The sequence below is a fragment of the Enterobacter sp. 22452 genome (assembly GCF_052045065.1).
Lineage (GTDB): Bacteria > Pseudomonadota > Gammaproteobacteria > Enterobacterales > Enterobacteriaceae > Enterobacter > Enterobacter mori.
In genome coordinates this window covers 181,976-207,925 of sequence record NZ_JBQEOB010000003.1, presented here as the reverse complement: position 1 = coordinate 207,925, position 25,950 = coordinate 181,976, and the positions used below count along the sequence as shown (strand labels likewise).

The window sequence follows — 25,950 nt, the reverse complement described above, 5'->3', positions numbered from 1 at the left end:
ATCCTGAAAATCGAAACAACCCTTGCAGCATAGCGTGGATTATCGCAACGGAGAAGCCGTGCCAGACTGTGCTCACACAGCCTGAGGAGGTTTATATGCACAGCATCGAACAGATCTTTATTAACGGCGAATTTGTTACCCCCCACGGCACCGAGTGGTTTGATTTGTACAACCCGGCGACGGCAGAGGTTATTGGTCAGGTTCGTCTGGCGGATGAGGTCGACGCAGAGCGCGCCATTGCGGCAGCAAAAGCGGCGTTTCCGGTTTGGTCGCAGACCACAAAGCAGGAACGCATCGCAGCGCTAAAACGTATGCACGCCGCCGTGGCCGCTCGCCACGACGATCTACTGGAAGCGGTCATTGAAGAGTACGGTGCCCCCGCCTCGCGCTCGGCGTGGATGGCCAGCTACCCGGCGGAGGTGATTGCTCAGGCCATTGAGGCGCTGGAGGCGTTTGCATTCGTCACCCCCGCAGGCGCAGCCACGGTACAGATGACGCCGCTTGGCGTGGCCGGGCTTATCACGCCGTGGAACAGCGACGCGGGGTTTATCTGCGGTAAGCTGACGGCCGCGCTGGCGGCAGGTTGTACGGCAGTCATCAAGCCGAGTGAAATGAGCGCCCTGCAAACCCGGATTATCACCGAAGCGCTGCGCGATGCCGCGCTGTCGCCGGGCGTGTTTAACATCGTCACCGGACGCGGCGAGACGGTAGGTGAGACCATCAGCCGCCATCCGGACGTGGCAAAAATCTCGTTTACCGGCTCCACGAATACCGGCAAGGCGATCCTGCGCAACGCGGCGGAAAGCTTTAAGCGCGTGACGCTGGAGCTAGGCGGTAAATCGCCGACGATCCTACTGGATGATGTGGATCTGGCGCAGGCGATCCCGCTGGTGATTCAGGCCGGGTTTATGAACAGCGGGCAGGCGTGCGTGGCCGGGACGCGCATTCTGGTACCCCGGTCTCGCCAGGCTGAAATTGAAGCCGCGCTGGCGCAGGCCGTGGCGGCGGTGAAATCCGGCGACCCGCGCGATAGCGCAACAGAGGTTGGCCCGATGGTCAGCGAAAGGCAGTGGCAGCGGGTGCAGGGCTATATCCGCAAAGGCATCGAAGAGGGGGCGCGCCTGCTGGCGGGCGGCGAAGGGCGACCAGAAGGCACGCAGGACGGCTGGTTCGTGCGTCCGACGCTGTTTACCGACGTGAACAATCAGATGACCATTGCCCGTGACGAGATCTTCGGCCCGGTGCTGTGCGTGATTCCGTATCAGGACGAGGCGGAGGCTGTCGCCATTGCCAATGACACAGAATACGGACTGAGCGCGATGGTGCTGGGCGGCGATGCGGACCGCGCGCGACGCGTGGCGCAGCAGATTGTTTCCGGTCGCGTGCTGGTGAACACGCTTGCCCATGAACCGAAAGCGCCGTTCGGCGGGTTCAAGCACTCCGGCGTGGGGCGCGAGATGGGTGAGTGGGGAATTCGGGCATTTATGGAGCCGAGGTCGGTTCTGGGTTAAGTCTGCTGAAGGTAAAGCACGCCCCGCTAGCCGGGGCGTTACGTGCAGTATCACTCTTCAAACACGCTCTCAAAGGTTTTCGTCGGTAAGAACAGCGTGAATTCATTCTCGGCCTGGAGCGGTATGAACCCCATTTTGAGGTAAAAATCTTTGGCTTTATGGTTGAGTGCTTCAACAAACAGACCGTGGATGCCGACGGCAAAGGAGGCCAAATAAACGGTCTTCATGGCATGAATAACGAGTAATTCTCCGTGTCCTTGCCCCTGAAGATGTTTATCAATCGCCAGACGGCCAAGGGTGACGCTCGGCACATTTTTATAAGGAATACGTTTTTGCTGAGTTTTTGAGGGCAGGTAAGCCTTTTCAAAACAGCTTCCGGAGAGTGTGTAATAGCCCAGAATACGCGGTTTTGGCTCTTGTGTGGTGAGGACATAACCCCGCAAAAACTTTCCACGATGTTGGCGTTTCAGGTGCTCCGTCAGAAAGGTATTAAGGCTCTCTTCTCCGCAATCGAACTGGCTTAGGTCGTACTCAACGTCTTCTGAAAAAATCCCTATCTTCACGTCGTTCACGTTTTACTCCATATCCCGGAGACGCTTAGCCGCTTGCTTTAGGCGGTCATTTGGCGCAGGCGGATTGCTGATGGCATCCATCACCGTATTCCAGGATGCTTCGCTAAGGACCAGGCGGCGGTGCTGGTCAATTACCTCTGCTGCGCGTTCGGAGGCTGTGCTGACCATGAATTGTGAAATCGACTGGTTTGTCATTGCCGCCGCTTCTTCGATCATGTTTTTGTCATCTTCGGTTAACCGGAGATCGATACGCTGCTTCTTCAGTGCTGACATGGTTTCATTCTCAATCTTTATCCGGGCTTTACGCCTCGTTTAGAGGCAAAAATAATGTACGGCATTTATCCGTACATTAATCATAGGTGCGTCATCACCGGAATTCAACGAGAAGTTGAGCGCAGCGCCATCTGTCTTAACACTTCGCTCCTTACCGAAGCATTGTGCTTTTTCCTCCTGCATTCTCTCCTCACCCTCACAACGGAGAGACACCCATGATTGCAGTCCTTTTCGAAGCCAAAGCGGAGCCCGCGCATCAGGCGCGCTACCTGCAGCTTGCCGCAGAACTCAAGCCTTTGCTGGCGGACATCGACGGTTTTATTGATATCGAACGTTTTCAGAGCCTGACCACCGACGGCAAAATTCTCTCGCTCTCCTGGTGGCGTGACGAAGAGGCTATCCTTCGCTGGAAGCAGAACGCGTTTCACCAGGCGGCGCAGGCCGAAGGGCGCGAGTCGATTTTCGCGTACTACCGCATTCGCGTGGCGCAGGTGGTGCGGGAATATACTTCTGAAACCGGGGGGCATAGCGATGTATGACGTTCATGTGATTTTTAGCGATATCCCCGGTGAACTGGCGCGCTTTGGACAGCTGCTGGGTCGCAGCGGCGTGGGGCTGGAAGGCGGTGGCGTATTTGGCACGCATGCCCACTTCCTGGTGGAAGAGGGGGAAAAAGCCCGTCGCGTGCTGACCGATGGCGGGTTCAACGTGCAGGCGGTAAGCAGGCCGGTCATCAGAAAACTGAAACAGGAGAGGCCCGGCGAGCTGGGCGAGATAGCGGCCGCGCTGGCCGCAAAGGGAGTGTCAATCCTGACCCAATACAGCGACCATGCGAATCACATTATTCTGCTGACGGATGATGATAAGCTGGCCGCAGAGATCACCGAACCCTGGGCGACGAATGTTAAAGACGAGCTTACCCCCTGATAACAGCGCGGCGCTGGAGCAGGCCGTTGCGGCGGTGGCGGCGGCAATGGCCGATCCGTCGCGCGTGAAGATGCTCTGTGCTCTGATGGACGGACGGGCGTGGACGGCTACAGAGCTGAGCGCGGCGGCAGACGTTGCGCCGTCGACAGCCAGCGGGCATCTCGCGCGGCTGGTGGAGGGAAAGCTGATTACCTGCCTGTCTCAGGGGCGGCATCGCTACTATCGCCTGGCGGGGCACGACGTGGCGGCGCTGGTCGAGCAGATGATGGGGCTCTCCTGGAGCCGCATCACGCCGCCGGAAACCTCCGCGCCGAAAGCCATGCGTGAAGCCAGGACCTGCTACGATCATCTTGCCGGAACGGTCGCGGTGCAGATCTATGATTTCATGCAGGCGGAAGGCTGGCTGGAGGCAGACGGTTCAGCGCTCACGCCATATGGCCGCGAGCAGTTTCTGAAGCTTGGTATTGCGTTAAATTCCAATCCCCGTCGCAAGGCCTGCTGCGCCTGTCTGGACTGGAGCGAGCGGCGGTCTCATCTTGGCGGTGAGGCGGGCGCTGCGCTGTTGATTTATCTGGAAAGCAAAGGTTGGATCCAGCGGGTGGCGGGGTACAGGGAGGTGGTGGTGACGGCTTCGGGGAAAAGTGCCGTCAGGAAGTATTTTAGCCGCTAAACTCTGCTGCGGGCTGGTGCCCTCACCCCGGCCCTCTCCCATAGGGAGAGGGAGATATCCTTTCGCAATTCCTGCTCTTTCATCTCTCGTTTCTTGATACTTATCATGATAACTATTATCGTATCCGCGTGTGACGAGAGGTTTCCCCCCATGAGTGAAGAAGAACTGTTCTGCCGCAGGCCGATGGGTATGCGGATGGCGATGATCGTGCGCCAGTGGCGTGCCGTTATCGACGATGCCATTCTCGATACCGGGTTAACCCAGTCGAGCTGGACGGTGATGATGCAGCTTCATCAGCTCGGGGATAACGTCTCCATGACTGAGCTGGCGGAGGTGCAGGGCATTGAACTGCCGCCGCTGATGCGCACCCTGACACAGCTGGAAAAGCAGGGTTACCTGCTGCGCGCCGTATCGCCTTATGACAAGCGCATCCGGCTTCTGACGTTGACGCCTGAGGGAGAAGCCGTATTAAAAAGGCTCACTCAGGTGATTGAGACATATCAGGCGCGCGTATCGCAAAACATCGCGCCGGAACATATCGAGATTTTCAGCGCCACGTTGAATCAAATCGCCTGCAATTTGCGGACAATCCGCGAAGAAGATAACAAGACCGAAAAATAATGACTCCTGAACAAAAGTTTGCCCGCTGGGTAAGGGTGAGTATTGCCTCTTTCCTGCTGATGTTTGTCTACTTTATCATCGCGGATATCTGGATCCCGCTGACGCCGGACTCCACCGTGATGCGCGTGGTGACGCCGGTTTCTCCGCGCGTCTCCGGCTATGTGGCGGCGGTACATGTCCACAACAACAGCCAGGTGAGGAAAGGCGATCTGCTGTTTGAACTCGACAACACGCCGTTTCGCAACAAAGTGGAAGCGGCGCAAATCGCGCTTGAGCAGGCACGCCTGTCTAACGAACAGCTGGATGCGCAGATCGCCGCCGCGCAGGCCAGCCTGAAAACTGCCGTGCTGACCGCGCGTAACGACAAAGTGACCTTCGACCGCTACCAGAAGCTGAGCACCCTGCAGAACGTCTCGCAGGCGGATCTGGATAAGGTCCGCACCACCTGGCAGAGCAGCGAGCAGTCCGTCAGTTCCATTCAGGCCAACATCCATAACCTGCGCATTCAGCGCGGCGAGCGGGACGAGCACCGCAACGTGACGCTGCAAAAATACCGCAACGCGCTGGATGACGCGGAGCTGAATCTCGGCTGGACGAAAGTTTACGCAGAAGCGGACGGCACGGTGAGTAACTTACAGTTAAGCCCAGGCTTTTACGCTTCGTCCGGCTCAGCCGCGCTGGCGCTGGTGAACAACCAGACCGATATCGTCGCCGATTTCCGCGAGAAGAGCCTGCGCCACACCCATCAGGGCACCGACGCCGCCGTGGTGTTTGACGCCTTCCCGGGACAGGTGTTCCGCGCCCACGTGACCAGCAGCGACGCGGGGATCCTCGCCGGACAAGAAGCGGTTAACGGTGAACTCTCCGAACCGGAGACCTCCAACCGCTGGGTGCGCGATGCCCAACGCATGCGCATTCACGTCGCGCTGGACGAGGCGCTGCCGAAGCATCTGCCGACCGGCGCACGCGCCACCGTGCAGCTCTATAACAGCGAGGGGCCGTTTGCGCGCTTCTTCTCCGGGATGCAGATCCACCTGGTGAGCCTGCTTCACTATGTCTATTAGCACCCTGGCGCGGGTGTTTACCCCGCACGGCAACATCGTCTACACGGCAAACGATTTTCGCCAGACCCTGCGCATCGTCTTTGCCGGGATGATTGCACTCAGCATCTCCAGCTTCTACAACACCAGCTACGGCGTGTTTTTTGTGGTCTACCCGATCATGCTGCTGTCGCTGGTGCCGGTGTTTAACCGCCACGTGGCGAAGCAGTTTATCTTCAGCGCCGCGCTTAACTGCGTCGAAATGATCTTCATCATCGGTTATCTGTCGCAATGGCCGGTCATCATGACGCTGGTGGTGTTTGCCCTGTACGTGATGCGTTTTCGCTTTATGAGCAAGGGGCCGCTGTTTCTGTTTGGCTCAATGGGCGTGGTATGCCAGAGCGTGATGCTCAATTTTATGAGCTACCCCACTACCAACTGGCACACGCTGCTGTTTTCCAACATCGAAGCGAGCATCATGGCGGTGTGCCTGAGCGCGCTGATGAACTATCTGCTGCCGGACGTGGAGCCCCGCAAGCCGCCGCCGCTGATTGAGAAAGACGATGCTCGCGTGCGCCACGAATCGCTGCTCTCCGGCACCGTTGCGACGCTGATATTCGTGGTGTTCCAGATTAGCGACTTAAGCGATTCGCTCTCCGCGCTGATGGCGGGGATTTTGATTCTGTTCCCCATGCACTACCGCGGCGCGGTGATGAGCTCTATCTGGCGCGTGGTCGGCGTGGTGCTGGGCTGCCTCTATATTCTGGTGGCGCAGCTGATCCTCTACGATCACAGCAGCCATATGCTATTGATGATGCCCCTGATCGGCCTCGGGCTGGCGTTTGGCGCGCGCCTGCACGTGATGGAGAAGGTGGGCGCGGGCGTGGGGTTTTCCAGTATTACCACCATCGGCATTATGTTCGGGCAGAACATGCATCCGGACACTGACCTGGTGTTCAGCGATCTCTATCGCATCACTTCCGTCACCTTTTCGCTGGTAGCAACGCTGACGATGGTCTTTCTGGTGCACCTGATCCTTAACCGCTTTGAGGCGACGCGTTACCTCATCGCGCCACCTAAAGCAGACTAATGCCCCAGCACGGCAGGCAGCTGCGAGAGTAAAAACAGGATCAGGCCAATCGTCCCGCCCACCAGCGTGCCGTTGACGCGGATGAACTGCAGATCTTTACCGATGTTGAGTTCGATCTGGCGGGACATGTCTTTGGCATCCCAGCTTTTTACCGTGTCGCTGATGTGGCGGGTCAGGAACGCGGCAAAATCCGGTGCGACGCGATGGGCGGCCTGCTCCAGATGTTCATTCAGCGAAGCCTGCAGGTTAACGTCGTTTGTCAGCGTTTCACCGAACCACTGACCGGCATTAGCAACGCGCTGCTTCATGCGGGAATCCTCGCTCTGCATATCCGCCTTCAGCCACTGGCGCAGGTCAGCCCACATCTCACCCAGATAGCGGTTAAACGCCTCATCGTTTTTCAGGTAGTGCTTGATGTTGTCGGCTTTCGCCGCCATCTCCGGATCGGTTTTTAGGTTGTCGATAAGCTTCAGCGTAGCGCGGTCAAACGCCTGGCGGATCTGGTGCGTGCGGTCGTGGCTGATATCGTCCAGCAGCGTGTTGACCGCGTTCGACACCATCTCCGCGCTTTGATCGCCCAGCCACTCGGTGGGCAGCACCATCGCTTTGCGCGGATGTTCGGTCTTCAGCCAGTGGACTATCTGGTCAGAGATAAATTCCCGCGTGCTCTCCCGCTGAATCAAGGTAATCAGGCGGTTGATGATCGCATCCAGCAGTACCTGGTGGCGGTTGTTTTTGGTCATGCTCTCCAGCATGACGGCGCTGGTTTCGGTGAGATCGACCTTATCGATGGCCTTATGCACCGCCCGTTTGAGCAATCGCTGAATGCGCCCGTCGTCGGTGAGTTCCAGAAAACCACTCATCACCTGAATCAAATGCTGCCCGACGCGCTGCGCGTTATCCGGCTGGCTGAACCAGGTGCCGATCATTTTTGCCGGTTCATAGCGGCGGATCAACGCCACCAGCGACTGGGTATCCAGAAACTTCTCCTGCACGAACTGGCCGAGATTGTCGCCAATCCGGTCCTTATTACGCGGAATAATCGCCGTATGGCGCGAAATAAACGGAATGGGCACCCGGCGGAACAGCGCGACGACGGCAAACCAGTCTGCCAGCGCGCCGACCATCGCCGCCTCGGCAATGGCCTTTACGCCGCGCACCCAGAAGGTCTGCGGCAGGAACAGGGTGGTGATAAACGCTGCGGCGGCAATCAGCAGCAGCGACAGTGCCAACAGCTTGGCGCGTTTGAGTTCAGCTATTTTTTCCATGGGTTAAGAATAGAGGGAGACGGGGGGAATGTGCAAAAACCGCCACAACACCCACCCACCAAACCCCATCAGCACCACTCCCGCCGTGCGCTCAATCCACCACAGCGAGCGGCTGAGCCTCTGCTGGACCGCGGGCAGCCCCATCAGCGACACCAGCGCCAGATCCCACACCAGCACCACCATCACCATCCAGACGCCGCAGGTCGCCTGCTGAAGCAGCGTGACGTCCGGCCCCAGCAGCGCCGTCATCAGCGCCAGATAGAACAGCGCATTCTTCGGATTAAGGAGCGCCGAGCCGAGCCCCAGCAGGATCTGCTTACGCAGCGAAGGAAAGCGCTGGCGAGTTTCATTCAGCGCCAGCGCTTGCGGGCGGCTGCGCACCAGATGCGAGCCGATCCACAGCAGGTACAGCGCCCCGCAAAGCTCGATAAGCGTAAACAGCCAGGTAAACTGGCGCAGCGCGCTCCAGCCGATAATCACCAGAAGAATATAAAACGCGTTACCCGCGGCGATGCCGAGGCACAATCCCGCGCTGCCGCGCACCCGATAGCGCGCGGCGTAGCCTACCAGCAGGAAGAAATCCGGGCCCGGGCTTAGCAGGGCAACAAAGTGCGCCAGCGCCAGGGCGAGAAAAGCGGAAGGGACTAACAGTTCCATAGCGACCTCAGTTAACAATCTGAGGTCAGAGTACGGCGCGGCAGAACCTATTTATTGTCTGATATTGATCGGCCCGTGGCGTACTGGCGCGGCGTGGCGGCGGTATAGCTCACGAAGGTCTTATGAAAATGGCTCTGGTCGGCAAAACCGCTCTGGTAGCCAACGTCGACAATATCATCCCCGGCGCGCAGCCGCGCTTTGGCGTATTCCACGCGGGAGATGTTGAGGAAGCTGCCCGGCGTCAGGCCGGTGTCCTGCTTGAAGGTGCGAATCAGCGTCTCCTTGCGCAGCGAGAAGCGTTGAGCAAGCTCGTCAAGCGAAGGTGGTGCGGCAAGGTCGGAAAGAAATGCCGCCTGAACCTGCTGGCTGGTTGAACGAAGCGCATCTGCGTCATCTGTGCTGAGGGGAAGGGCAGAAAGCAGCATGTCCAGGGCTGCTGAAGACAGCGTCTCGACAACGTCCAGGTACTGGGCAAACAGGTCAGGGCTACGAATCACCTGTAGCGCCAAAGGAAGCTCAGTGTCGATATAGAGCATATGGTAGCTGCGCGGTTGCCCGGCGACGGGATTGCAGCTGTGCGGCGCACAGGACGGGATCACAATGAGATCCCCGGGATGAAGGATGTACTCTCTGTCGTGACACACGCAGCAGGTCTGGCCCTCCACAATCGCGCCGATGGAAAGCTGAGGGTGACTATGGCGTTTGTACGCCTGGGTGCTCTGCCAGGTGCTGCGCAGCTCAAGGCCTGAGGCGCGGTGAAAAGTCTGACGGACGTGTCGGGTATCGGTCATGGGCGCTCCTTCTGAAGGTTTTTTATACCACGTCAGCGAACCCTCTGGCAGTGCTTCATTAAGAACCTTCCGGATATACCCAACTTTACGCCCACAGCCAGTCATGTTGACTACCCTTAATACCCTAAGCGGTAAAACAAGGAGATTCGACATGGCTTATCAGACAGTAAATCCTGCCACTAACCAGCTCATCAAAGAATACCCCTCACATACCGATGCGGATATCGAAGCGGCGCTCAAGGCGGCCGATGCGCTTTACCATTCGGACTGGGCGAAAGGCGACATCAACCAGCGCCTGCCGGTGCTGCATAAACTTGCCGACCTGATTGACGCGCGCGTGGAGGATCTGGCGAAAATCGCCAGCCAGGAGATGGGTAAGCTCATCGAACAGAGTCGCGGCGAGGTGAAGCTGTGCGCGCAGATCGCTCGCTACTACGCCGACAACGCGAAGCGTTTCCTTGCCCCAGTGAAGTACGACTCTGAGCTCGGGGAAGCGTGGGTGGAACACCACCCCATCGGCGTGCTGATGGCCGTCGAGCCGTGGAACTTTCCGTACTACCAGTTGATGCGCGTCCTCGCGCCAAACCTGGCGGCGGGCAACCCGGTGATCGCCAAGCATGCCAGCATCGTGCCTCACTGCGCCGAAACCTTTGCCCACCTGGTGCGCGAGGCGGGAGCGCCGGAAGGGGCATGGACCAACCTGTTTATCTCTTCGGATCAGGTGGCAAAGATTATTGCCGACGATCGCGTGCAGGGGGCGGCGCTGACCGGTTCCGAAAAAGCGGGCAGCGTTGTAGCGGCGCAGGCGGCGAAGCACATCAAGAAATCTACGCTCGAACTGGGCGGTAACGATGTGTTCGTGGTGCTGGACGATGCCGACCTTGATAAAGCCGTGAAGATCGGCGTTAACGCGCGGCTCAACAATGCCGGACAGGTTTGTACCGCGGCGAAGCGCTTTATCCTGCACGAGAAGATTGCGGATACGTTCCTGAGCAAATTTACCGAGGCGTTTAAGCAGGTGAAGATAGGCGATCCGCTGGACGAAACCACCACGCTGGGGCCGCTGTCGTCTAAAGACGCGCTCGAAACGTTGACCAAACAGGTTAACGATGCGGTGAAAAACGGTGCGACGCTGCACCATGGTGGCAAGCCCGTACAGCGTGACGGGAGCTTCTTTGAACCGACGATCCTGACGAATATCTCCCGCGACAACCCGGCGTACTTCGAGGAGTTCTTCGGCCCGGTAGCGCAGATGTACGTCGTGAAAAGCGACGACGAGGCGGTCGCGCTGGCGAACGATTCCCACTACGGTCTGGGGGGCGCGGTGTTCAGCCAGGATATCGAGCGTGCCAAGAAAATGGCATCACGGATTGAGACCGGGATGGTGTACATCAACTGGCTCACCGATACCGCGCCAGAGCTGCCGTTCGGCGGCGTGAAGCGCTCCGGTTACGGACGCGAGCTGTCGGATCTGGGGATCAAAGAGTTTGTGAACCAGAAGCTGGTGGTGGTGCGTAAGTAATTTCAACCATAAAAAAACCTGCCGGATGGCAGGTTTTTTATGCACTTTGCGGAGCCTTAGAAGCTCACGCCGCCGCCCACGTACGCACCGTCAATCAGGGTGTGGTTTGGACGACCATCTTTGCCGTCAACGCTCACGTGGCGGTAACCCACTTTCAGCGTAACCGGTTTGATTGGGGTCCAGCTTACGCCGCCGTTAGCTTCAACGTAGTTTTTCACGCTGTTGTTCAGCCCGTCTGGCGCAACGTAACCTTCGCCGAAGACCTTGATGCTGTCGGTCAGAGCAACGTTCACGCCGCCGCCGATTGGGAACGCCACGCCGTTATCGCCTTTTTTCGGGCCAACGTAGAGAGCCTTAGCGCCTGCGTTCAACATCACCGGGCCGACTTCAAAGTTGTAGCCTGCACCTACGCCACCAGTCGTGGTGCCGTCATCGGTATTTTTCAGCCAGTTGCCTTCGGTATACAGGCCGGAGGTAGATTTACCCATTTCCACATTCAGGTTGGTAAAGTTTTTACCCTGCTCAATGCTGCCGCCCATTGCCAGTGCGGAGCCAGATACCGCGGTCAGAGCGGAAAGGATAAGTACGTTAAGCTTTTTCATGAGTGTTCCTCGTTATCAAATTAATCTGAGGGCACCTTAACAACGGATGTTTATGACTGCAAATGTGATATCTATCGCGGTTTTATACTGTTTTTGTTGGGTATTTAATCTTTATCTGTTGCAAAATTGTTTGTTTAGAAGATCGTCAATGGCAAATAAATTCGCGTTTAGGAACAGTTTAGATTTTTGGCTAAACGACAACTGAACGAGGCAAAGAAAGCCATTTGAGATGAATTAATTGAGTTTCTAATAATTTCCAAAAGTGTTTCAGCTGTCACAGATAAAGACAGAGGTTTACATTTCTGGTGGTTGCTATACGTAATGTTGTGCAGATCCGTCGTCCTTTTATGTCATTTTTCTGACACGTTTCTTCATTACGGTGTTGGCTTCACTAACTGGATGCTAACAACATGAAAAGAAAAATCATTCCTGTACTCGTGGGCTGTGCGCTCTCATTCTCTGCCCTGGCGGCACAACCTACCGCAGAGCGCTATATCGTCAGCTTCCCTGAAGGCTCGCATGTGAAATACAGCGGCGCGTTTGCCAGCGCCTTTCCGAACGGACTCCCGGTGGGGATTGGCTCTGGCCTGCTGTTTACCGGCAAGCAGGGCGACGCCCTGACCTTTGCGACCGTGACCGATCGCGGTCCCAACGCCGATGCGCCAAAAAGAGGTAAAAATGAAGCCAAAATATTTGTCACGCCAGATTTCGCGCCGCTGCTGATGACCATTCGCGTCCAGAACGGTAAGGCAGAGGCAACGGATACCCGCCCGCTGCATGACGATAAAGGCGAGATTAACGGTCTGCCGCTGCAAAGCGGCGTGATTGGCTCCACCAATGAAGTGGCATTCAGCGACACGCTAAACATTCTGAAGGGCGACAACCGCGGGCTGGACACGGAAGGCATCACGCCGGACGGCAAAGGCGGCTACTGGCTGTGCGACGAGTATGGCCCGTTCCTGATTAACGTCGACAGCAAAGGGAAGATCCTGGCGATCCACGGGCCGCAGGCGGCGGAAGGGGAGAAATCCATCGCGGATGGTCTGCCAAACATTATCAAATGGCGCCAGGCGAATCGGGGCTTTGAAGGCCTGACCCGCATGCCGGACGGGCGAATTATCGCCGCCGTGCAAAGTACGCTGGATATCGACGGTAAGAGCAAAAAGCAGGCGCTGTTTACGCGTCTGGTGAGCTTCGACCCGGCGACCGGGAAAACCGCGATGTACGGTTACCCTATCGACAGCGCGGCCTACAGCAAAAACAGCGACGCCAAAATCGGCGACATCGTGGCGCTCGATGACCAGCATATCCTGCTGATTGAGCAGGGAAGCGATAAAAACGACGGGATGCGTAACCTGATTTACAAGGTGGATCTCAGTAAGGCGAGCGACCTGAGCGCCTTTGACAAGCCGGGCGAGTACCCGGAGTTTGATGATGAGAAAACCCTGGCGCAGCGCGGCATAACGCTTGCTGCAAAAACGCAGGTTGTTGATTTGCGCGCGCTCGGCTGGCAGCAGGAGAAGGCCGAAGGGCTGGCGCTGATCGACAGCAAACGGCTTGCGGTGGCGAACGATAACGACTTTGGCGTGAAGGTGGCGATGCAACACCCGGTCGAGGGCAAGAAGCTCAAGGATTATCGGGTGAATGCGGAAGGCAAGCTGACGCTGGATGATAAACCGGTGGAAACCACGCTCAGCGTGAAGCCGCTGAAGAAGCCGGAGTCGGACAGCGAGCTGTGGATTGTGACGCTGCCGGAGGCGGTGAAATAAGTATCCCTACGAAATAATGCCTGCACAGACGGCTCCCTCTCCCTTGAGGGAGAGGGTTGGGGTGAGGGGGAACATACGGCTGTGGAGGTAATTCCGTTCACTTTATGTTCCTTGCTACTCTGTAACGGCATGACCGGTGAACGTGCCAGGGTGGCTCAATCGCCACCACCCTGGCGACCCGGGCTCCCGGCGGTAAATCGCCGCTTCGCGGTTCCCTCAGCTTATTCCTTCAGGCTATCGGGTCGGGCATGAGCCTGCATCCCTGCAGGCCACGCCCTCTCGGCGCCTCCCTGCGCCTCGCCCCGGCCTTACGGAAACGCTTCGGCGATTTACAGCCGGACCAGGGCGTCGCTGTAAGTCATTAATTAACCTGAAGCAACGTTCATCGCTTCAGGTTAATTAATTACTGGGCAGAGGGGATGCATAGCGGTTATTTCTTCAGCCCCGCAAACGCCGCGCGAATTTCCTCTTCCGGCAGCTGGATGCCAATAAACACCATCACGCTGTGCGGCGCTTCATCGCCCCACGGCCTGTCCCAGTCGGCGCTGTACAGGCGCTGTACGCCCTGGAACAGCAGGCGGTTCGGCTCGCCGTCAATCCACAGCATCCCTTTGTAGCGCAGCAGCTTGTCGGCAAACGACAGCAGCAGGTTCTCCATCACGCGCGAAACCTCACCGATGTCCACCGGGTAATCCAGCTCCACCACAATCGACGCCACGTCGTTTTGCTTGTCTCCCATAAAGTGGAAGCGCGGTTTTGCGGTGACGTTCTCTTCCAGCATAAAGCCGTGGGTGTTGAACAGCTGAGACAGATCGATGTCGCCATGCGTCACCGTGTAAACCGGCGCGCGGGAGTTAATGCGGGTCAGACGCTCGCGCAGCTTAACGCTTTCGCCCGCCACGTCGGTTTTGGTCAGCAGGATGCGGTCGGCGTAGCCCACCTGAGACTGGGCGATGGTGAACTGGTTCATCTGCTCGTCGGCGTGGACCGCATCGACCAGGGCAATGACGCCGTCCAGCAGATAGCGCTGGCAGAGGATCTCGTGCGAGAAAAAGGTCTGAATAATCGGGCCGGGGTCGGCCATGCCGGTGCACTCGATCACCAGACGGTCAAAGTCGATTTCACCGCGGTCGCGGCTGTCGAGCAGGTCCAGCAGGGCGTCTTCCAGCTCGTTAGAGCGGGTACAGCAGATGCAGCCGTTGGTGAGGGTTTTGATCTGGGTGGCGCGATCGCCAATCAGCTGGTCGTCAACGGAGACTTCGCCGAACTCGTTTTCGATGACGGCGATTTTGAAGCCGTGCTGTTCATTCAGGATGTGGCGCAGCAGGGTGGTTTTACCGGCGCCGAGGAAACCGGTCAGCAGGGTAACGGCAATCGGGGTCATGGTCTCTCCTTTAGCAGCAGCGGACGCCGCCTTCTCCACTTCCGCCGTAGCGCGCTTCCTGACGCTCGCGGAAGAATTCGGTGTAGGTCATGTACGGCTTATCCGGATGGTTGGTCTTCATATGCTCAACGTAGTTGTCATAGTCCGGAATGCCAATCAGCATTTTTGCCGCCTGACCGAGGTATTTTTTTGCTTCGCCTAAGTTACCAAACATTGTGGGTTCCAGACAGAAAAAGCCCGGTGGCGCTACGCTTACCGGGCCTACAGTTTCTGTGTAGGGCGGGTCAGCGTAGCGCCACCCGCCATTTTTTTAATGGTGTGAAGAGGTCTTCACGCCGCCTTCCGGCACCGGCACGTACGGGGTTTCTTTATCCGTACGACCGTCGGCGTTGCGCACGTTCATCCAGGTTTTGATGCCGTAGAAGATGATGCTGTACACCACCACCAGGAACAGAATGCTCAGACCCGCGTTGGTGTAGTTGTTCACCACGATATGGTTCATGTTGGCAATCTGCTGCGCGGTCAGATCCGCGCCGCCTGCGGCAATCTTCTCTTTGTACTGGTTAGCCATGAAGAAGAAGCCTTCCAGTTGCGGGTTGGCGCTGAACAGCTTCAGGCCAAGCGCCCAGGTGGTGCAGAGCAGCAGCCACAGCGCAGGTACCACGGTGACCCAGATGTATTTGGTGCGTTTCATCTTCACGAGGACCACGGTACCGAGCACCAGCGCAACCGCTGCGAGCATCTGGTTAGAGATACCGAACAGCGGCCACAGGCTCTTCACGCCGCCGAGCGGGTCGACAACGCCCTGATACAGCAGGTAGCCCCACAGGCCTACGCAGCCCGCGGTACCCAGAATGCCCGCCACCAGAGAGTCGGTTTTCTTCAGGAACGGCACGAAGTTACCGAGCAGGTCCTGCAGCATGAAGCGGCCCGCACGGGTACCGGCGTCCAGCGCGGTCAGGATGAACAGCGCTTCGAACAGAATACCGAAGTGGTACCAGAAGCCCATGTCCGCCCACGGCAGCACTTTGTGGAACACGTGTGCGATACCCACGGCCAGCGTCGGTGCACCACCGGCGCGGTTCAGCACGGACGGTTCGCCGATGTCTTTCGCGGTCTGCATGATCTGCTCAGGCGAAATCACGAAGCCCCAGGAGCTGACGGTTGCCGCCGCGTGTGCGCTTGCGTCTTTCAACTGCGCCATAATCAGCGCCGCGTTGTCACCGCCCATCTCGTGCAGGTTTGGCATGGTAATGCCGAGGCCAGCAGGCGGGGTGTTCATCGCGAAGTACAAACCCGGTTCGATAATGGAGGCTGCAACCAGCGCCATGATCGCCACGAAGGACTCCATCAGCATGGCACCGTAGCCGATCAGACGCGCATCTTTCTCGTTCGCCAGCAGCTTAGGTGTGGTACCGGAGGCAATCAGGGCGTGGAAGCCAGAGACCGCACCGCAGGCGATGGTGATGAACAGGAACGGGAACAGGGCGCCTTTCCACAGCGGGCCGGTGCCGTCGATGTACTGCGTTACTGCAGGCATTTTCAGATCCGGGTTAATCACCAGGATGCCGATCGCCAGACCGACGATAACGCCGATTTTCAGGAAGGTCGCCAGGTAGTCACGCGGGGCCAGAATCAGCCAGACCGGCAGCAGCGCGGAGATAAACGCGTAACCGATCAGCGCGAAGGTAATGGTGGTGTCCTTGAAGGTCAGCGCCGGGCCCCAGTACGGGTCGTGCGCAATCACGCCGCCGAAGTAGATGGAGGCCACCAGCAGCACGATACCAATCACCGACACTTCACCCACGCGTCCCGGTCTCAGGAAGCGCATGTAGATACCCATGAACAGCGCAATCGGCACGGTTGAGCAGACGGTGAAGACGCCCCACGGGCTTTCGGCCAGCGCTTTCACCACGATCAGGGCCAGCACCGCGAGGATGATGATCATAATCAGGAAGCAGCCGAACAGGGCGATAGTCCCCGGCACGCGGCCCATCTCTTCTTTGACCATCTCACCCAGAGAAGCACCGTTACGGCGAGAAGAGATAAACAGCACCATAAAGTCCTGCACCGCACCCGCCAGCACTACGCCAGCGAGCAGCCACAGGGTACCCGGCAGGTAGCCCATCTGCGCGGCCAGCACCGGGCCGACCAGCGGGCCTGCACCGGCGATAGCGGCAAAGTGGTGACCAAACAGCACGTAGCGGTTGGTTGGCACGTAGTTCAGGCCGTCATTGTTAATGACCGCCGGCGTGGCGCGCGTCGGGTCGAGCTTCATGACCTTCTGCGCGATGTACAAGCTGTAGTAGCGATAAGCCACAAGATAGACGGAAACGGACGCGACCACGATCCACAGGGCGCTTACGTGTTCGCCCCGGCGTAATGCGACAACCGCCAGACAAAAAGCGCCGAGGATCCCGAGTAAGGCCCAGGGCACGTGCTTCAGTAGTTTTTTAGTATCCATAGTAAGACCTGGTTTTTTATGTAAAGAAAAAAGGGTCAGGGTTCGTTGTGAGGAGGTATTGATTAATGCTGGAGCGATCGTGCCAGATCCACGCGCGTGTAAAGGACGGTAAATGAGTGAGTGGTTGAAAGTGATGGGTGAGCGGTCAAAGGTGAGGGCGAGTGGTTCAGGCTCGCCGCCGGTGGGAGAAAATATGTGATTGCGATCACGCAGTTAGCTATGCCGTGCACTCAGCCAGATAGGTTGTCAGGGTCGTCACCAGCTTTTCCCTCAGCCAGGCAGGTTCTAAAATGTGAATATTTGGCAGCCAGTACAAAAGCAGCGGCAAAATTTGGTTCTCGTGTGCTGCCTGACAGCGGAGCGTGACGCCATCGTGATGGTCTTCCAGCAGCTCTTGTTCCGGCAGGAGATCGCGTCGCATAAAGTAATGGGAAATATTATCGTTGATAAATATTTTCACTTCGAAAGTATCTTCAGAGACCCAGGGATCGAGGCTTTTTTCCAGTAGTTCAATCACGCTCTCGTCAGGAATAAATGTTGTGCCCTGAATATCCATCCAGCGAATCTGGCTCAGCGAAAAGGATTTTAACCTGCTATTTTCGGTGGCTTGTAAATACCATATATTTTTTTTGTTAATGAGTTTGTAAGGATTAATCAGACGGGTTTTACCTTTATAAACGATCTGACAAACATTATGGTTTTTAATCGATTTCTCAATTTTCGGTAAATAACGACCAATATCACGGTGTACGGTGTGCTCAGCGTCGTTGCCAAGAATAAGAATATGATTTTCATCAACGCGGTTTTCGAGTTTTTGCCAAAACTCGGCATTACGATCGGGGAAAAAATTATCAGCATTCAAGAAGTTAGCAAGGGTGTGGTGCAGTCCTTGCGAGCCGGGAGATTGCGCTGAATGAATGAGCCGATATAGCCCATTTCCGGTATGTTCAACAATCGGGGAGAGTGCATTTAAATCGCGGTAGACAGTGCGCTCGGTAATTTTAAATTTATCCATGAGCGCACTGCGGTTTACCACACCGTGTAAATGTAGCTCAACCAGAATATCGACCAGACGTTCAGCCGAGCGGCTCCGCGTCGATTTAGCCATAAGGTCTTCCTGTATATTGGGGGCGGCGCTGAATGATGCGGGTAGCACTGACACGGGGTGTCAGTATTCAGGCACAGAAAATTTCTCTTATGGTTATATAACGGCGTGCTTTAGCGGAAACCTTAGGGGTTTTTTGTAGAAAGCCGCGCTGACCGAAGAAAGGTCAGCGCGGGAAGGGATTAAACGGCTGCTTCAAGCTCCATCATCACGGGGTGGAAGCGGCGTTTGAAATAGATCAGGCCGTGGCCCTCTTCACTGAGGATGATGTTTTTAATTTCAACGAGATAAACAAGATGCGTGCCGATGGTTTGCACCTGGCTTATCTCCCCTTCCAGGCTGGCGAGCGCGCCCTTGAGCACCGGCTGCGCCAGCGGGCCTTTCTGCCAGCAGGAGAGGGCAAAGCGCTCCTCCATGGCTATGTCGGTCATTCCGGCGAAATGGCGAGCCATGATCTCCTGCTCATGGTTCAGCACGTTAACGCACAGCCTGCCGTTACCCTGAAAGACCGGGTTCATGGCGCTGTTGGCGTTGATGCACACCATGATCGAGGGCGGTGTGTCCGTCACCGAGCAGACGGCGGTGGCGGTGATACCGCAGCGGCCCGCCTCGCCCTCGGTGGTGACCACATTAACCGCAGCCGACAGGCTGCTCATCGCGTCGCGAAAACGCAGGCGTTGTTCATCTGAATGCATTGCAACCTCCCGCTGCGCTATTTCAGCAGCTTGTCGAGCATGTTGATATCGGTGTTGTTGTGCAGGTGTGGCACCGTCCAGCCGTGCTGATCGTATTCGGACATGCAGCGGTCGACCATTGCCATCATTTTGTCCATGTTGCCGGAGCTCTGCGCCTGGCGCAGACACTGCAGGCGGATCTCATCCTGACTGCCGGAGTAGTTGATTTCGTACAACTCGTGACGACCGCCAAACTCGCTGCCGATGGCATCCCACATCAGTTTCAAAATCTTGATGCGTTCAACGTGATCCATACCGTTGGAGCCGCGCACGTATTTCGCCAGATACTGGTCGATCTGCGGGTTGTTCAGATCCCGGGCGCTGGAGGGCAGGTAGATCAGCCCGGACGTCACGTTACGCTCGATGATGTTCTTGATCTTCGCGTAGGCCATCGGCGCCATCACGCGGTAGGTTTGCAGCGCGGCGTGATCCGGCAGGTAAGCGCCGTTGACCCACGGGGTGGCTTCAGAACACATGGAGTCGCTCAGCGCCCAGAACATGTTGCGCCACGCCACCACTTCGCCGAGATCTGCCTGCACGCCGCGGAACTCCAGGGTGCCGGTGCACTCGAGCGATTTCTTCAGCAGGGCGGTGATGAAGTCGAGCTTCACCGCCAGACGCACGCAGGCCTGCAGCGGGTACATGCGGGCGAAGCCGCCCTCCATCGTCCAGCGACGGCAGCGGTCGAAATCGCGGTAGATGAGCACGTTTTCCCACGGGATCAGCACGTGATCCATCACCAGGATCGCATCGTTCTCGTCAAAGCGGCTGGAGAGCGGGTAGTCGTACGGGGATCCGGTTGCGCCTGCCACCATCTCGTAAGAGGCGCGGGAGATCAGCTTCACGCCTTCGGCATCCATCGGCGCGACGAACATCAGCGCGAAGTCCGGGTTTTCGCCCATCACCTGCGCGGAGCCGAAGCCGATCATGTTGTAGTGGGTCAGCGCCGAGTTGGTTGCCACCACTTTCGCGCCGCTGACGATGATCCCGGCGTCGGTCTCTTTCTCCAGCTTGATGTAGACGTCTTTTACTTCGTCCGCCGGTTTGTGACGGTCGATTGGCGGGTTAACGATAGCGTGGTTGAAGTACAGGCCGGTTTCCTGAATGCGGGTGTACCAGTTACGGGCGTTCTGCTCGAACTGGCCGTAGAAGGCCGGGTTGGCACCGAGCGCGCAGCCGAACGCGGCTTTGTAGTCCGGCGTGCGGCCCATCCAGCCGTAGCTCAGGCGTGACCATTCGGCGATGGCGTCGCGCTGCTGGCGCAGGTCGTCGGCGCTTTTCGCCACGCGGAAGAACTTGTGGGTATAGCCGCCGCTGCCGGTGTCGGTGCCCCAGCAGAGGGTATCCTGCATGTCCGGCTTGTGCAGCGCGTCGTACATCTGCGCGATAGAGGCCGCCGCGTTGCGAAACGCCGGATGGGTGGTGACGTCTTTGACGCGCTCGCCGTAGATGTAAATCTCACGGCCGTCCTGCAGGCTCTTTAAATACTCTTCGCCGGTTAACGGACGTTTGGCATCAGCGCGGAAATCTTCAGGCTTCATAGGGACCTCGTATCGGAATAGAATTGTTAAATTTATGTTTTGTTTTTGTTGTTTAATTGAAGCCTGAGAGGGGCGGAACGTGAAGGGACGTTTGGGACAACGGCGGGTACTTTTCGGGTGGGATGTGGTTTTGTGATCTGTGCGGCTTTTCGGCGGGTGGCGCTGCGCTTACCCGCCCTACGGACCGTAGCCCCGGTAAGCGTAGCGCCACCGGGGAATTACGACACCGGTACTTTCTGCGCCCGGTACGCGCTCGGCGAGCACCCCACTAAACGGTTAAAAAACCGGGCAAAATAGGCCGGATCCTTAAACCCCAGCTGCCAGGCAATTTCGCTAACCGCGCTGTCGGAAAAGAGCAGCAGACGTCTGGCTTCGCGCAGCTGCCGGTCGAAGATCAGCCGCTTCGGCGGGCGGTTGGCGAAGCGGCGGCAGATATCGGTCAGGCGTGATTCGGTCAGGTGCAGCTCGCTGGCGTATTCCGGCACCGTCCAGTGCTGGTGGTAGTGGGCATCTATCAGCTGGGTAAAGCGCTGGAACAGCTTCAGCTCGCCGCGCATTCCGCCTGAAGCGTGGTCGTCGAGCTTCGCGTTGCGCAGCAGCAGGGTAAAAACGGCCTGCGCCAGCAGGACCAGAGTATGCTCGCGACCGGGCAGCTGTTCCGTGGATTCCCGGGCAATGAGCTGCCAGTAGTGCTTCAGGGCCGCCAGCTCGTCCGGCCTGTCGGCCAGCGAGAGGCAGATCCCCGGCAGGCCAAACGCTTCCCGCGTGCCGGGGTAGAGCACCTCCAGCAGCGGCCAGATCAGATCCTCGCGCACCGTCAGCACGTGCCCGTCGCTGTCGGATTCGGTGATAAACGCGTGCGGCACCGACGGCGGCGTGAGGACGAACAGCGGGGCCTGCACCGAGTAGCGGTGATCGTCGAGCTGGAGTTCAATCTGCCCGGTATCGAGAAAGTGCATCTGAAAATACTGGTCGTGACGGTGCGCCTGCATGTCGCGGCCAAAAAAGGCCGCCATGCGGGCGAACGACTGGTAGTGCACATCGTCGGTGCCCAGACTTTCATCGTACTCCTTGCTGATATCAATGTTGGCGATGGGGCTCTGGCACATGATCGTTCCTCTGTTGATCCCGCTGCGACATCGGAATGCGCGTCAGCACCAGCGCGCCGACCACCAGCAGCCCGGCCACGAACCACAGCCCCGAGCTGAAGCTGCCGGTGGCGTCGCGCAGAATACCGATCAGCAGCGGGCTGACGGCGGATCCGACGTTGCCAATAGCGTTGATCACCGCCAGCGCCACGGCGCGCGACTGCAGGCTAATGACCCGATCCGGCGTGGTCCAGAATATCGCCATGGCGGTAAACGATCCGGTTGAGGCCATGATGATGCCAAGCAACTGGATCAGGCTGTGATCGGTGGCTGAGGCCAGCATCCATCCCGCCGCGGCGAACAGGTACGGCAGGATGGTGTGCTTTTTTCGCTCTTTCAGCCTGTCGGAGCGTCGGCTCCACCAGATCATCCCGAGAATGGTACAAAACTGCGGGATCGCCGCCAGCAGGCCGATGACGATATTGCTGCTCCCCGTGTTAAAGCTTTGCAGGATCTGCGGCGTCCAGATGTTGATTGCGCTGAGCGTGTTGGTCAGGCAGAAGTAGGCCAGCGTGTAGAGCAGCACCGCCGGGGTCAGTACTTCGCGCAGCGTCGAGCGCGGCGTGACGGATTGGGCAATGGCGACCTCCTGCTCGCGGGCGATCATGGTTTTCAGCGCCTGCTTTTCGTCGTCGTCCAGCCAGGTGGCCTGATCCGGCGTGTCGTTGAGGTAAAACCAGGTCACCACGCCAAGCACCACCGACGGTAGCCCCTCCAGCAGGAACAGCCACTGCCAGCCCTTCAGGTTCCACAGCCCGTCCATCGCCAGAATATAGCCGGAGAGGATCGAGCCGAGCATCATGGTCACCGGCATGGCGATCATAAACAGCGCGTTGGCGCGGGCGCGGTGATAGGCCGGGAACCACCAGGTGAGATAGACCAGGATCCCCGGCAGGAAGCCCGCTTCGGCAATGCCTACCAGCATGCGCAGGACGTAGAGCGTTTCAGGGCTGGTGGCGAACATGGTGCAGGTGGAGGCGATGCCCCACACCACCATGATCCCGGCGATCCAGCGCCGCGCGCCGATTTTCGCCAGCATGATGTTGCTCGGGATCCCGCACAGTACATAGGTGACGTAAAACAGCGTCGCGGCAAGGCCAAACATGGTCGACGTAAGGCCCAGATCTTTACCCATCGTCAGCCCGGCAAAGCCGATATTGATGCGATCGAGAAACGAAAAGACAAACAGGATAAAGAGAAAGACGATCAGGCGTCGGAACAGCTTGTTAATGGCGCGATGTTCAACAGCTTTATTATCATGGGTTTGCAGGGTAGAGGTCGTCATGGTGCGCTCCAGATCTTACGTTTAGTAGACGGATTTATTGTTATTAACTGACGTAACCGGTTGTTCGATAAAGCGTGCCGCCAGCGCTTCCGCGCCGCGGGCGAGCAGGGTGGTGTCGACGCCGACGGCGACAAACAGCGCGCCGAGGTCGAGATAGCGTTTTGCCAGCGCCTCGTTGGCCATCAGGATGCCGGGGGCTTTACCGGCGGCGCGTATCTGCGCGATCGCCTGCTCAATGGCGGCCTGGACTTCCGGGTGCTGCGGATTACCGGCAAAGCCCATGTCGGCGCTCAGATCCGCCGGGCCGATAAACACGCCGTCGACGCCTTCCACGTCCAGGATCTGCGGCAGATTTTTCAGCGCCTCGCGGGTTTCGATTTGCACCAGCACGCACATGGCGTCGTTAGCCTGCTGGAGATAATCCGGAATACGGTTCCAGCGCGAGGCGCGCGCCAGGGCGCTGCCCACCCCGCGAATGCCCGCGGGCGGGTAGCGGGTGGAACGTACCGCCAGACGGGCTTCTTCGGCGTTTTGCACCATTGGCACCAGCAGGGTTTGTGCCCCCACGTCCAGCAGCTGTTTGATCTGCACCGGATCGTTCCACGACGGGCGAACCACCGGCTGGCTGGGATAGGGCGCGATGGCCTGCAGCTGGGTTAAGACGGTCTGCACGCTGTTCGGCGCGTGCTCGCCGTCGATCAGCAGCCAGTCGAAACCTGCCCCTGCCAGCAGCTCCGCGCTGTAGCTGCTGGTCAGCCCCAGCCATAAGCCAATTTGCGGACGGCCTGCCTTCAGCGCCGCTTTGAATGCGTTTTGCATCGTTCTCTCCTAGACAAAGCGGCAGCTGATGGAGCCCATGCTGCCGTAGTCGACGTGGAAGGTGTCGCCTCTGCTGGCGGGCACCGGGCGGGTAAAGGAGCCGCCGAGGATGATTTGCCCCGGCTCAAGCTGCACGTCGTACGGCGCCAGCTTGTTCGCCAGCCACGCCACGCCGTTCGCCGGGTGGTTGAGCACCCCTGCGGCGACGCCGGTCTCTTCGATTACGCCGTTGCGGTAGAGCAGGGCGGAGATCCAGCGCAGATCCAGCGCGTCGGGCTTAATCGGACGGCCGCCGAGGATTACGCCCGCGTTGGCGGCGTTATCGGAAATGGTGTCGAACACCTTGCGCGGGCGCTGGGTTTCCGGGTCAACGTTGTGGCAGCGGGCATCGATCAGCTCCAGCGCGGGGATGACGTAATCCGTAGCGTTGTAAACGTCGAAGATTGTGCAGTTCGGGCCGCGCAGCGGCTTCGCCAGAACGAAGGCCAGCTCTACTTCGATGCGCGGGACGATAAACCGATCGACGGGGATGTCGCTGCCGTCGTGGAAGAACATGTCGTCCAGCAGCGCGCCGTAGTCCGGCTCGCTGATCTGCGAGCTGGCCTGCATCGCCTTAGAAGTGAGGCCGATCTTGTGGCCTTTCAGCACGCGGCCTTCGGCGATCTTCAGGCTGACCCATTCGCGCTGGACGGCGTAGGCGTCTTCAATCGTGATCTCCGGGTACTCAAGGGAGATCGCGCGGATCTGCTCCCGGGACTGCTCCGCCTGATGCAGACGATGGGCGATCAGGGTATGGGTATGTTTGTCGAGCATGGCGATATCCTGTTTTTGCCGGGTGGCGCTGCGCTTACCCGGCCTACGTTCGGGGCCGTTGTAGGCCCGGTAAGCGAAGCGCCACCGGGCGAGCAGACGGCTACTTAAACAACGCGTGCACGTTGTTTTGTTTGTAATTGAGCGTCGGGTGCAGCTCGTCGAGCTCGAACGACAGCGCCAGATAGCGGGCGGCCATCAGCTCCGCGAAGTGCGTTTTGATCAGCCCAAACAGCATCTCCCCCACGGCTTCCCGGCTCTCCAGGCTGCGCCCGGAACCAATCTTCAGCGTCATATGCACAAAGGCGTAATCGTGCCTGCCGTCGGCCATCTGCCAGCTGTCCAGCCAGTGGGCGCGGCTGCGGATACCGCCGAGGGGGAAGATGCCCGTGGCGGCGAGCGCCTCGTTCACTTTGGCGAACAGCCCCGGCAGGTCGGCCTCTTCGCGGATGTTGTCGGTACATTCAGCAATAAAGTGCGGCATGGTGACTCCTTACGCGGGCAGCGGGAAAACGGCGTTAACCTGGCCGGTGCCGGAGCTGGCGAACAGCTCGGTGAGGAACTCCACCTTGCCGTCGTAGTTGTCCCAGCCGAGCATCCCCAGCAGCATCACCGTGTCGTGCATGTTGCCCTCGCCGTAGCAGTAGTCGGCGTACTCCGGCAGCATGCTGCAAAACTCCTTAAACTGGCCTTCGCGCCACAGCTTCACCACGCGCTCGTCCATCTGACGGTCAAACTCACGGGTGTAGCTGTTCATCCCTTCCTCCGCGCGCTGGTCGTCGATAAAGCGGTGCGACAGCGAGCCGCTGGCGAGCACCGCCACGGTGCCGTCGTATTTCTCAATCGCGCTGACGATGGCCTCGCCCAGCCGGCGGCTGTCGGCGAAGTCGTGAACCGTGCAGAACGCCGAGATGGATATCACTTTGAAGTGCTTATCCGCGTTCATGTAGCGCATCGGCACCAGCGTGCCGTACTCCAGCTTCAGGCTGGGGATGTTGTGCGCTTTGGCGCGTACGCCGAGCTTCACCGCCTCGTCGGCGATCAGCTGGCCGAGCGCCGGGTTGCCGTCGTAGTCGTAGGTCATGTCGCGGATAAAGTGCGGCAGCTCGTTGCTGGTGTAGACGCCCGCAAAATGGTCCGCACAGTTGATGTGGTACGCGCTGTTCACCAGCCAGTGGGTGTCGAACACGATGATGGTGTCCACGCCCAGCTCGCGGCAGCGCTTGCTGATTTCTTTATGCCCGTCGATGGCCGACTGGCGGCAGCCGTGGTTTTTCCCCGGCAATTCGGAGAGGTACATCGACGGCACGTGGGTGATTTTTGCCGCTAACGCTAATTTACCCATGG

Annotated in this window: 28 protein-coding genes; 10 read left to right on the top strand and 18 right to left on the bottom strand. The window is 58.4% G+C overall.

Going from position 1 to position 25,950, the window contains the following annotated elements:
* Window positions 1-95 precede the first annotated feature (95 nt).
* The gene (locus ACTJJA_RS10875; RefSeq protein ID WP_440667920.1) at window positions 96-1,511 is read left to right on the top strand and encodes an aldehyde dehydrogenase family protein; all 1,416 of its coding nucleotides are present in this window, start codon (window positions 96-98) and stop codon (window positions 1,509-1,511) included.
* A gap of 50 nt (window positions 1,512-1,561) precedes the next feature.
* On the opposite strand, the gene ACTJJA_RS10870 is transcribed toward ACTJJA_RS10875, so the two are convergent.
* Together ACTJJA_RS10870 and ACTJJA_RS10865 are read right to left on the bottom strand one after the other, a co-directional pair.
* Window positions 1,562-2,083: a GNAT family N-acetyltransferase gene (locus ACTJJA_RS10870; RefSeq protein ID WP_440667918.1), complete on the bottom strand. Its 522-nt coding sequence runs from the start codon at window positions 2,081-2,083 to the stop codon at window positions 1,562-1,564.
* 3 nt (window positions 2,084-2,086) lie between these two features.
* On the bottom strand, window positions 2,087-2,356 hold the full coding sequence (locus ACTJJA_RS10865; RefSeq protein ID WP_059312717.1) for a type II toxin-antitoxin system TacA family antitoxin: 270 nt from the start codon (window positions 2,354-2,356) through the stop codon (window positions 2,087-2,089).
* Between the two features lie 215 nt (window positions 2,357-2,571).
* Between ACTJJA_RS10865 and ACTJJA_RS10860 the strand changes: the two genes are divergently transcribed.
* The 6 genes from ACTJJA_RS10860 to ACTJJA_RS10835 all read left to right on the top strand — a co-directional run bounded on the left by ACTJJA_RS10860 (window position 2,572) and on the right by ACTJJA_RS10835 (window position 6,704).
* Window positions 2,572-2,895: an antibiotic biosynthesis monooxygenase family protein gene (locus tag ACTJJA_RS10860; protein ID WP_440667916.1), complete on the top strand. Its 324-nt coding sequence runs from the start codon at window positions 2,572-2,574 to the stop codon at window positions 2,893-2,895.
* On the top strand, window positions 2,888-3,283 hold the full coding sequence (locus ACTJJA_RS10855) for an amino acid-binding protein (RefSeq protein WP_440667914.1): 396 nt from the start codon (window positions 2,888-2,890) through the stop codon (window positions 3,281-3,283). The genes ACTJJA_RS10860 and ACTJJA_RS10855 overlap by 8 nt, the downstream gene beginning before the upstream one ends.
* A complete protein-coding gene (locus tag ACTJJA_RS10850; RefSeq protein ID WP_440667912.1) occupies window positions 3,258-3,953 on the top strand; it encodes an ArsR/SmtB family transcription factor in 696 nt (231 codons plus the stop codon). The genes ACTJJA_RS10855 and ACTJJA_RS10850 overlap by 26 nt, the downstream gene beginning before the upstream one ends.
* Window positions 3,954-4,103: 150 nt before the next feature.
* A complete protein-coding gene (locus tag ACTJJA_RS10845) occupies window positions 4,104-4,574 on the top strand; it encodes a MarR family winged helix-turn-helix transcriptional regulator (protein WP_440667910.1) in 471 nt (156 codons plus the stop codon).
* Window positions 4,571-5,638 carry an HlyD family secretion protein gene (locus tag ACTJJA_RS10840; protein ID WP_440668258.1) on the top strand — a complete coding sequence of 356 codons (1,068 nt, stop codon included), beginning with the start codon at window positions 4,571-4,573 and terminating at the stop codon, window positions 5,636-5,638. Before ACTJJA_RS10845 ends, ACTJJA_RS10840 begins: the two co-directional genes overlap by 4 nt.
* Complete coding sequence (locus ACTJJA_RS10835; RefSeq protein ID WP_440667908.1) at window positions 5,628-6,704, top strand: DUF2955 domain-containing protein; 1,077 nt, start codon at window positions 5,628-5,630, stop codon at window positions 6,702-6,704. The genes ACTJJA_RS10840 and ACTJJA_RS10835 overlap by 11 nt, the downstream gene beginning before the upstream one ends.
* Here the strand turns inward: ACTJJA_RS10835 and ACTJJA_RS10830 are convergent.
* From ACTJJA_RS10830 to ACTJJA_RS10820, 3 genes are read right to left on the bottom strand one after another with little or no spacing between them, the layout of a single operon-like run.
* Window positions 6,701-7,972 carry a DUF445 domain-containing protein gene (locus ACTJJA_RS10830; RefSeq protein WP_440667906.1) on the bottom strand — a complete coding sequence of 424 codons (1,272 nt, stop codon included), beginning with the start codon at window positions 7,970-7,972 and terminating at the stop codon, window positions 6,701-6,703. The two genes, ACTJJA_RS10835 and ACTJJA_RS10830, sit on opposite strands and share 4 nt — an antisense overlap.
* A 3-nt stretch (window positions 7,973-7,975) precedes the next feature.
* A complete protein-coding gene (locus ACTJJA_RS10825; protein ID WP_440667904.1) occupies window positions 7,976-8,629 on the bottom strand; it encodes a LysE family translocator in 654 nt (217 codons plus the stop codon).
* A gap of 47 nt (window positions 8,630-8,676) precedes the next feature.
* Window positions 8,677-9,420, bottom strand: a complete 744-nt coding sequence (locus ACTJJA_RS10820; RefSeq protein WP_440667902.1) for a helix-turn-helix domain-containing protein — start codon at window positions 9,418-9,420, stop codon at window positions 8,677-8,679.
* Window positions 9,421-9,571: 151 nt separating this feature from the next.
* Here ACTJJA_RS10820 and ACTJJA_RS10815 point away from each other — a divergent pair, with 151 nt between their 5' ends.
* Window positions 9,572-10,942: an NAD-dependent succinate-semialdehyde dehydrogenase gene (locus ACTJJA_RS10815; RefSeq protein WP_440667901.1), complete on the top strand. Its 1,371-nt coding sequence runs from the start codon at window positions 9,572-9,574 to the stop codon at window positions 10,940-10,942.
* 56 nt (window positions 10,943-10,998) lie between these two features.
* On the opposite strand, the gene ACTJJA_RS10810 is transcribed toward ACTJJA_RS10815, so the two are convergent.
* On the bottom strand, window positions 10,999-11,544 hold the full coding sequence (locus ACTJJA_RS10810) for a YfaZ family outer membrane protein (RefSeq protein ID WP_063428749.1): 546 nt from the start codon (window positions 11,542-11,544) through the stop codon (window positions 10,999-11,001).
* Window positions 11,545-11,954: 410 nt separating this feature from the next.
* Here ACTJJA_RS10810 and ACTJJA_RS10805 point away from each other — a divergent pair, with 410 nt between their 5' ends.
* A complete protein-coding gene (locus ACTJJA_RS10805; protein WP_440667899.1) occupies window positions 11,955-13,313 on the top strand; it encodes an esterase-like activity of phytase family protein in 1,359 nt (452 codons plus the stop codon).
* Window positions 13,314-13,743: 430 nt separating this feature from the next.
* Here ACTJJA_RS10805 and yjiA read toward each other — a convergent pair whose 3' ends face one another.
* The 10 genes from yjiA to hpaH form a co-directional block, all read right to left on the bottom strand.
* Window positions 13,744-14,697, bottom strand: coding sequence for a GTPase (gene yjiA, locus ACTJJA_RS10800; RefSeq protein WP_440667897.1), 954 nt, complete (start codon window positions 14,695-14,697; stop codon window positions 13,744-13,746).
* Between the two features lie 10 nt (window positions 14,698-14,707).
* A complete protein-coding gene (locus ACTJJA_RS10795) occupies window positions 14,708-14,911 on the bottom strand; it encodes a YbdD/YjiX family protein (RefSeq protein WP_003856610.1) in 204 nt (67 codons plus the stop codon).
* A gap of 96 nt (window positions 14,912-15,007) precedes the next feature.
* Window positions 15,008-17,161, bottom strand: coding sequence for a carbon starvation CstA family protein (locus ACTJJA_RS10790; protein ID WP_100165532.1), 2,154 nt, complete (start codon window positions 17,159-17,161; stop codon window positions 15,008-15,010).
* Between the two features lie 217 nt (window positions 17,162-17,378).
* Complete coding sequence (locus tag ACTJJA_RS10785) at window positions 17,379-18,269, bottom strand: helix-turn-helix transcriptional regulator (protein ID WP_440667894.1); 891 nt, start codon at window positions 18,267-18,269, stop codon at window positions 17,379-17,381.
* 179 nt (window positions 18,270-18,448) lie between these two features.
* The gene (locus ACTJJA_RS10780; RefSeq protein WP_440667892.1) at window positions 18,449-18,961 is read right to left on the bottom strand and encodes a 4-hydroxyphenylacetate 3-monooxygenase reductase subunit; all 513 of its coding nucleotides are present in this window, start codon (window positions 18,959-18,961) and stop codon (window positions 18,449-18,451) included.
* A 17-nt stretch (window positions 18,962-18,978) separates the two neighbouring features.
* The gene (gene hpaB, locus ACTJJA_RS10775) at window positions 18,979-20,541 is read right to left on the bottom strand and encodes a 4-hydroxyphenylacetate 3-monooxygenase, oxygenase component (protein WP_010427196.1); all 1,563 of its coding nucleotides are present in this window, start codon (window positions 20,539-20,541) and stop codon (window positions 18,979-18,981) included.
* Between the two features lie 218 nt (window positions 20,542-20,759).
* The gene (gene hpaA, locus ACTJJA_RS10770) at window positions 20,760-21,650 is read right to left on the bottom strand and encodes a 4-hydroxyphenylacetate catabolism regulatory protein HpaA (RefSeq protein WP_042717310.1); all 891 of its coding nucleotides are present in this window, start codon (window positions 21,648-21,650) and stop codon (window positions 20,760-20,762) included.
* Complete coding sequence (gene hpaX / locus ACTJJA_RS10765) at window positions 21,622-22,974, bottom strand: 4-hydroxyphenylacetate permease (protein WP_440667889.1); 1,353 nt, start codon at window positions 22,972-22,974, stop codon at window positions 21,622-21,624. Before hpaX ends, hpaA begins: the two co-directional genes overlap by 29 nt.
* A 21-nt stretch (window positions 22,975-22,995) precedes the next feature.
* Entirely contained in the window at window positions 22,996-23,793 is a 798-nt protein-coding gene (hpaI, locus tag ACTJJA_RS10760) for a 4-hydroxy-2-oxoheptanedioate aldolase (protein ID WP_440667887.1), read from the bottom strand.
* 9 nt (window positions 23,794-23,802) lie between these two features.
* Entirely contained in the window at window positions 23,803-24,606 is an 804-nt protein-coding gene (hpaH, locus tag ACTJJA_RS10755; protein WP_108417166.1) for a 2-oxo-hept-4-ene-1,7-dioate hydratase, read from the bottom strand.
* On the opposite strand from hpaH, the gene ACTJJA_RS10750 reads away from it, so the two are divergent.
* On the top strand, window positions 24,592-24,714 hold the full coding sequence (locus ACTJJA_RS10750; protein WP_258538310.1) for a hypothetical protein: 123 nt from the start codon (window positions 24,592-24,594) through the stop codon (window positions 24,712-24,714). The genes hpaH and ACTJJA_RS10750 overlap by 15 nt on opposite strands.
* On the opposite strand, the gene ACTJJA_RS10745 is transcribed toward ACTJJA_RS10750, so the two are convergent.
* The gene (locus tag ACTJJA_RS10745; RefSeq protein WP_440667885.1) at window positions 24,707-25,087 is read right to left on the bottom strand and encodes a 5-carboxymethyl-2-hydroxymuconate Delta-isomerase; all 381 of its coding nucleotides are present in this window, start codon (window positions 25,085-25,087) and stop codon (window positions 24,707-24,709) included. The genes ACTJJA_RS10750 and ACTJJA_RS10745 overlap by 8 nt on opposite strands.
* Window positions 25,088-25,096: 9 nt before the next feature.
* Entirely contained in the window at window positions 25,097-25,948 is an 852-nt protein-coding gene (gene hpaD / locus ACTJJA_RS10740) for a 3,4-dihydroxyphenylacetate 2,3-dioxygenase (RefSeq protein ID WP_042717302.1), read from the bottom strand.
* Between the last annotated feature and the right edge of the window lie 2 nt (window positions 25,949-25,950).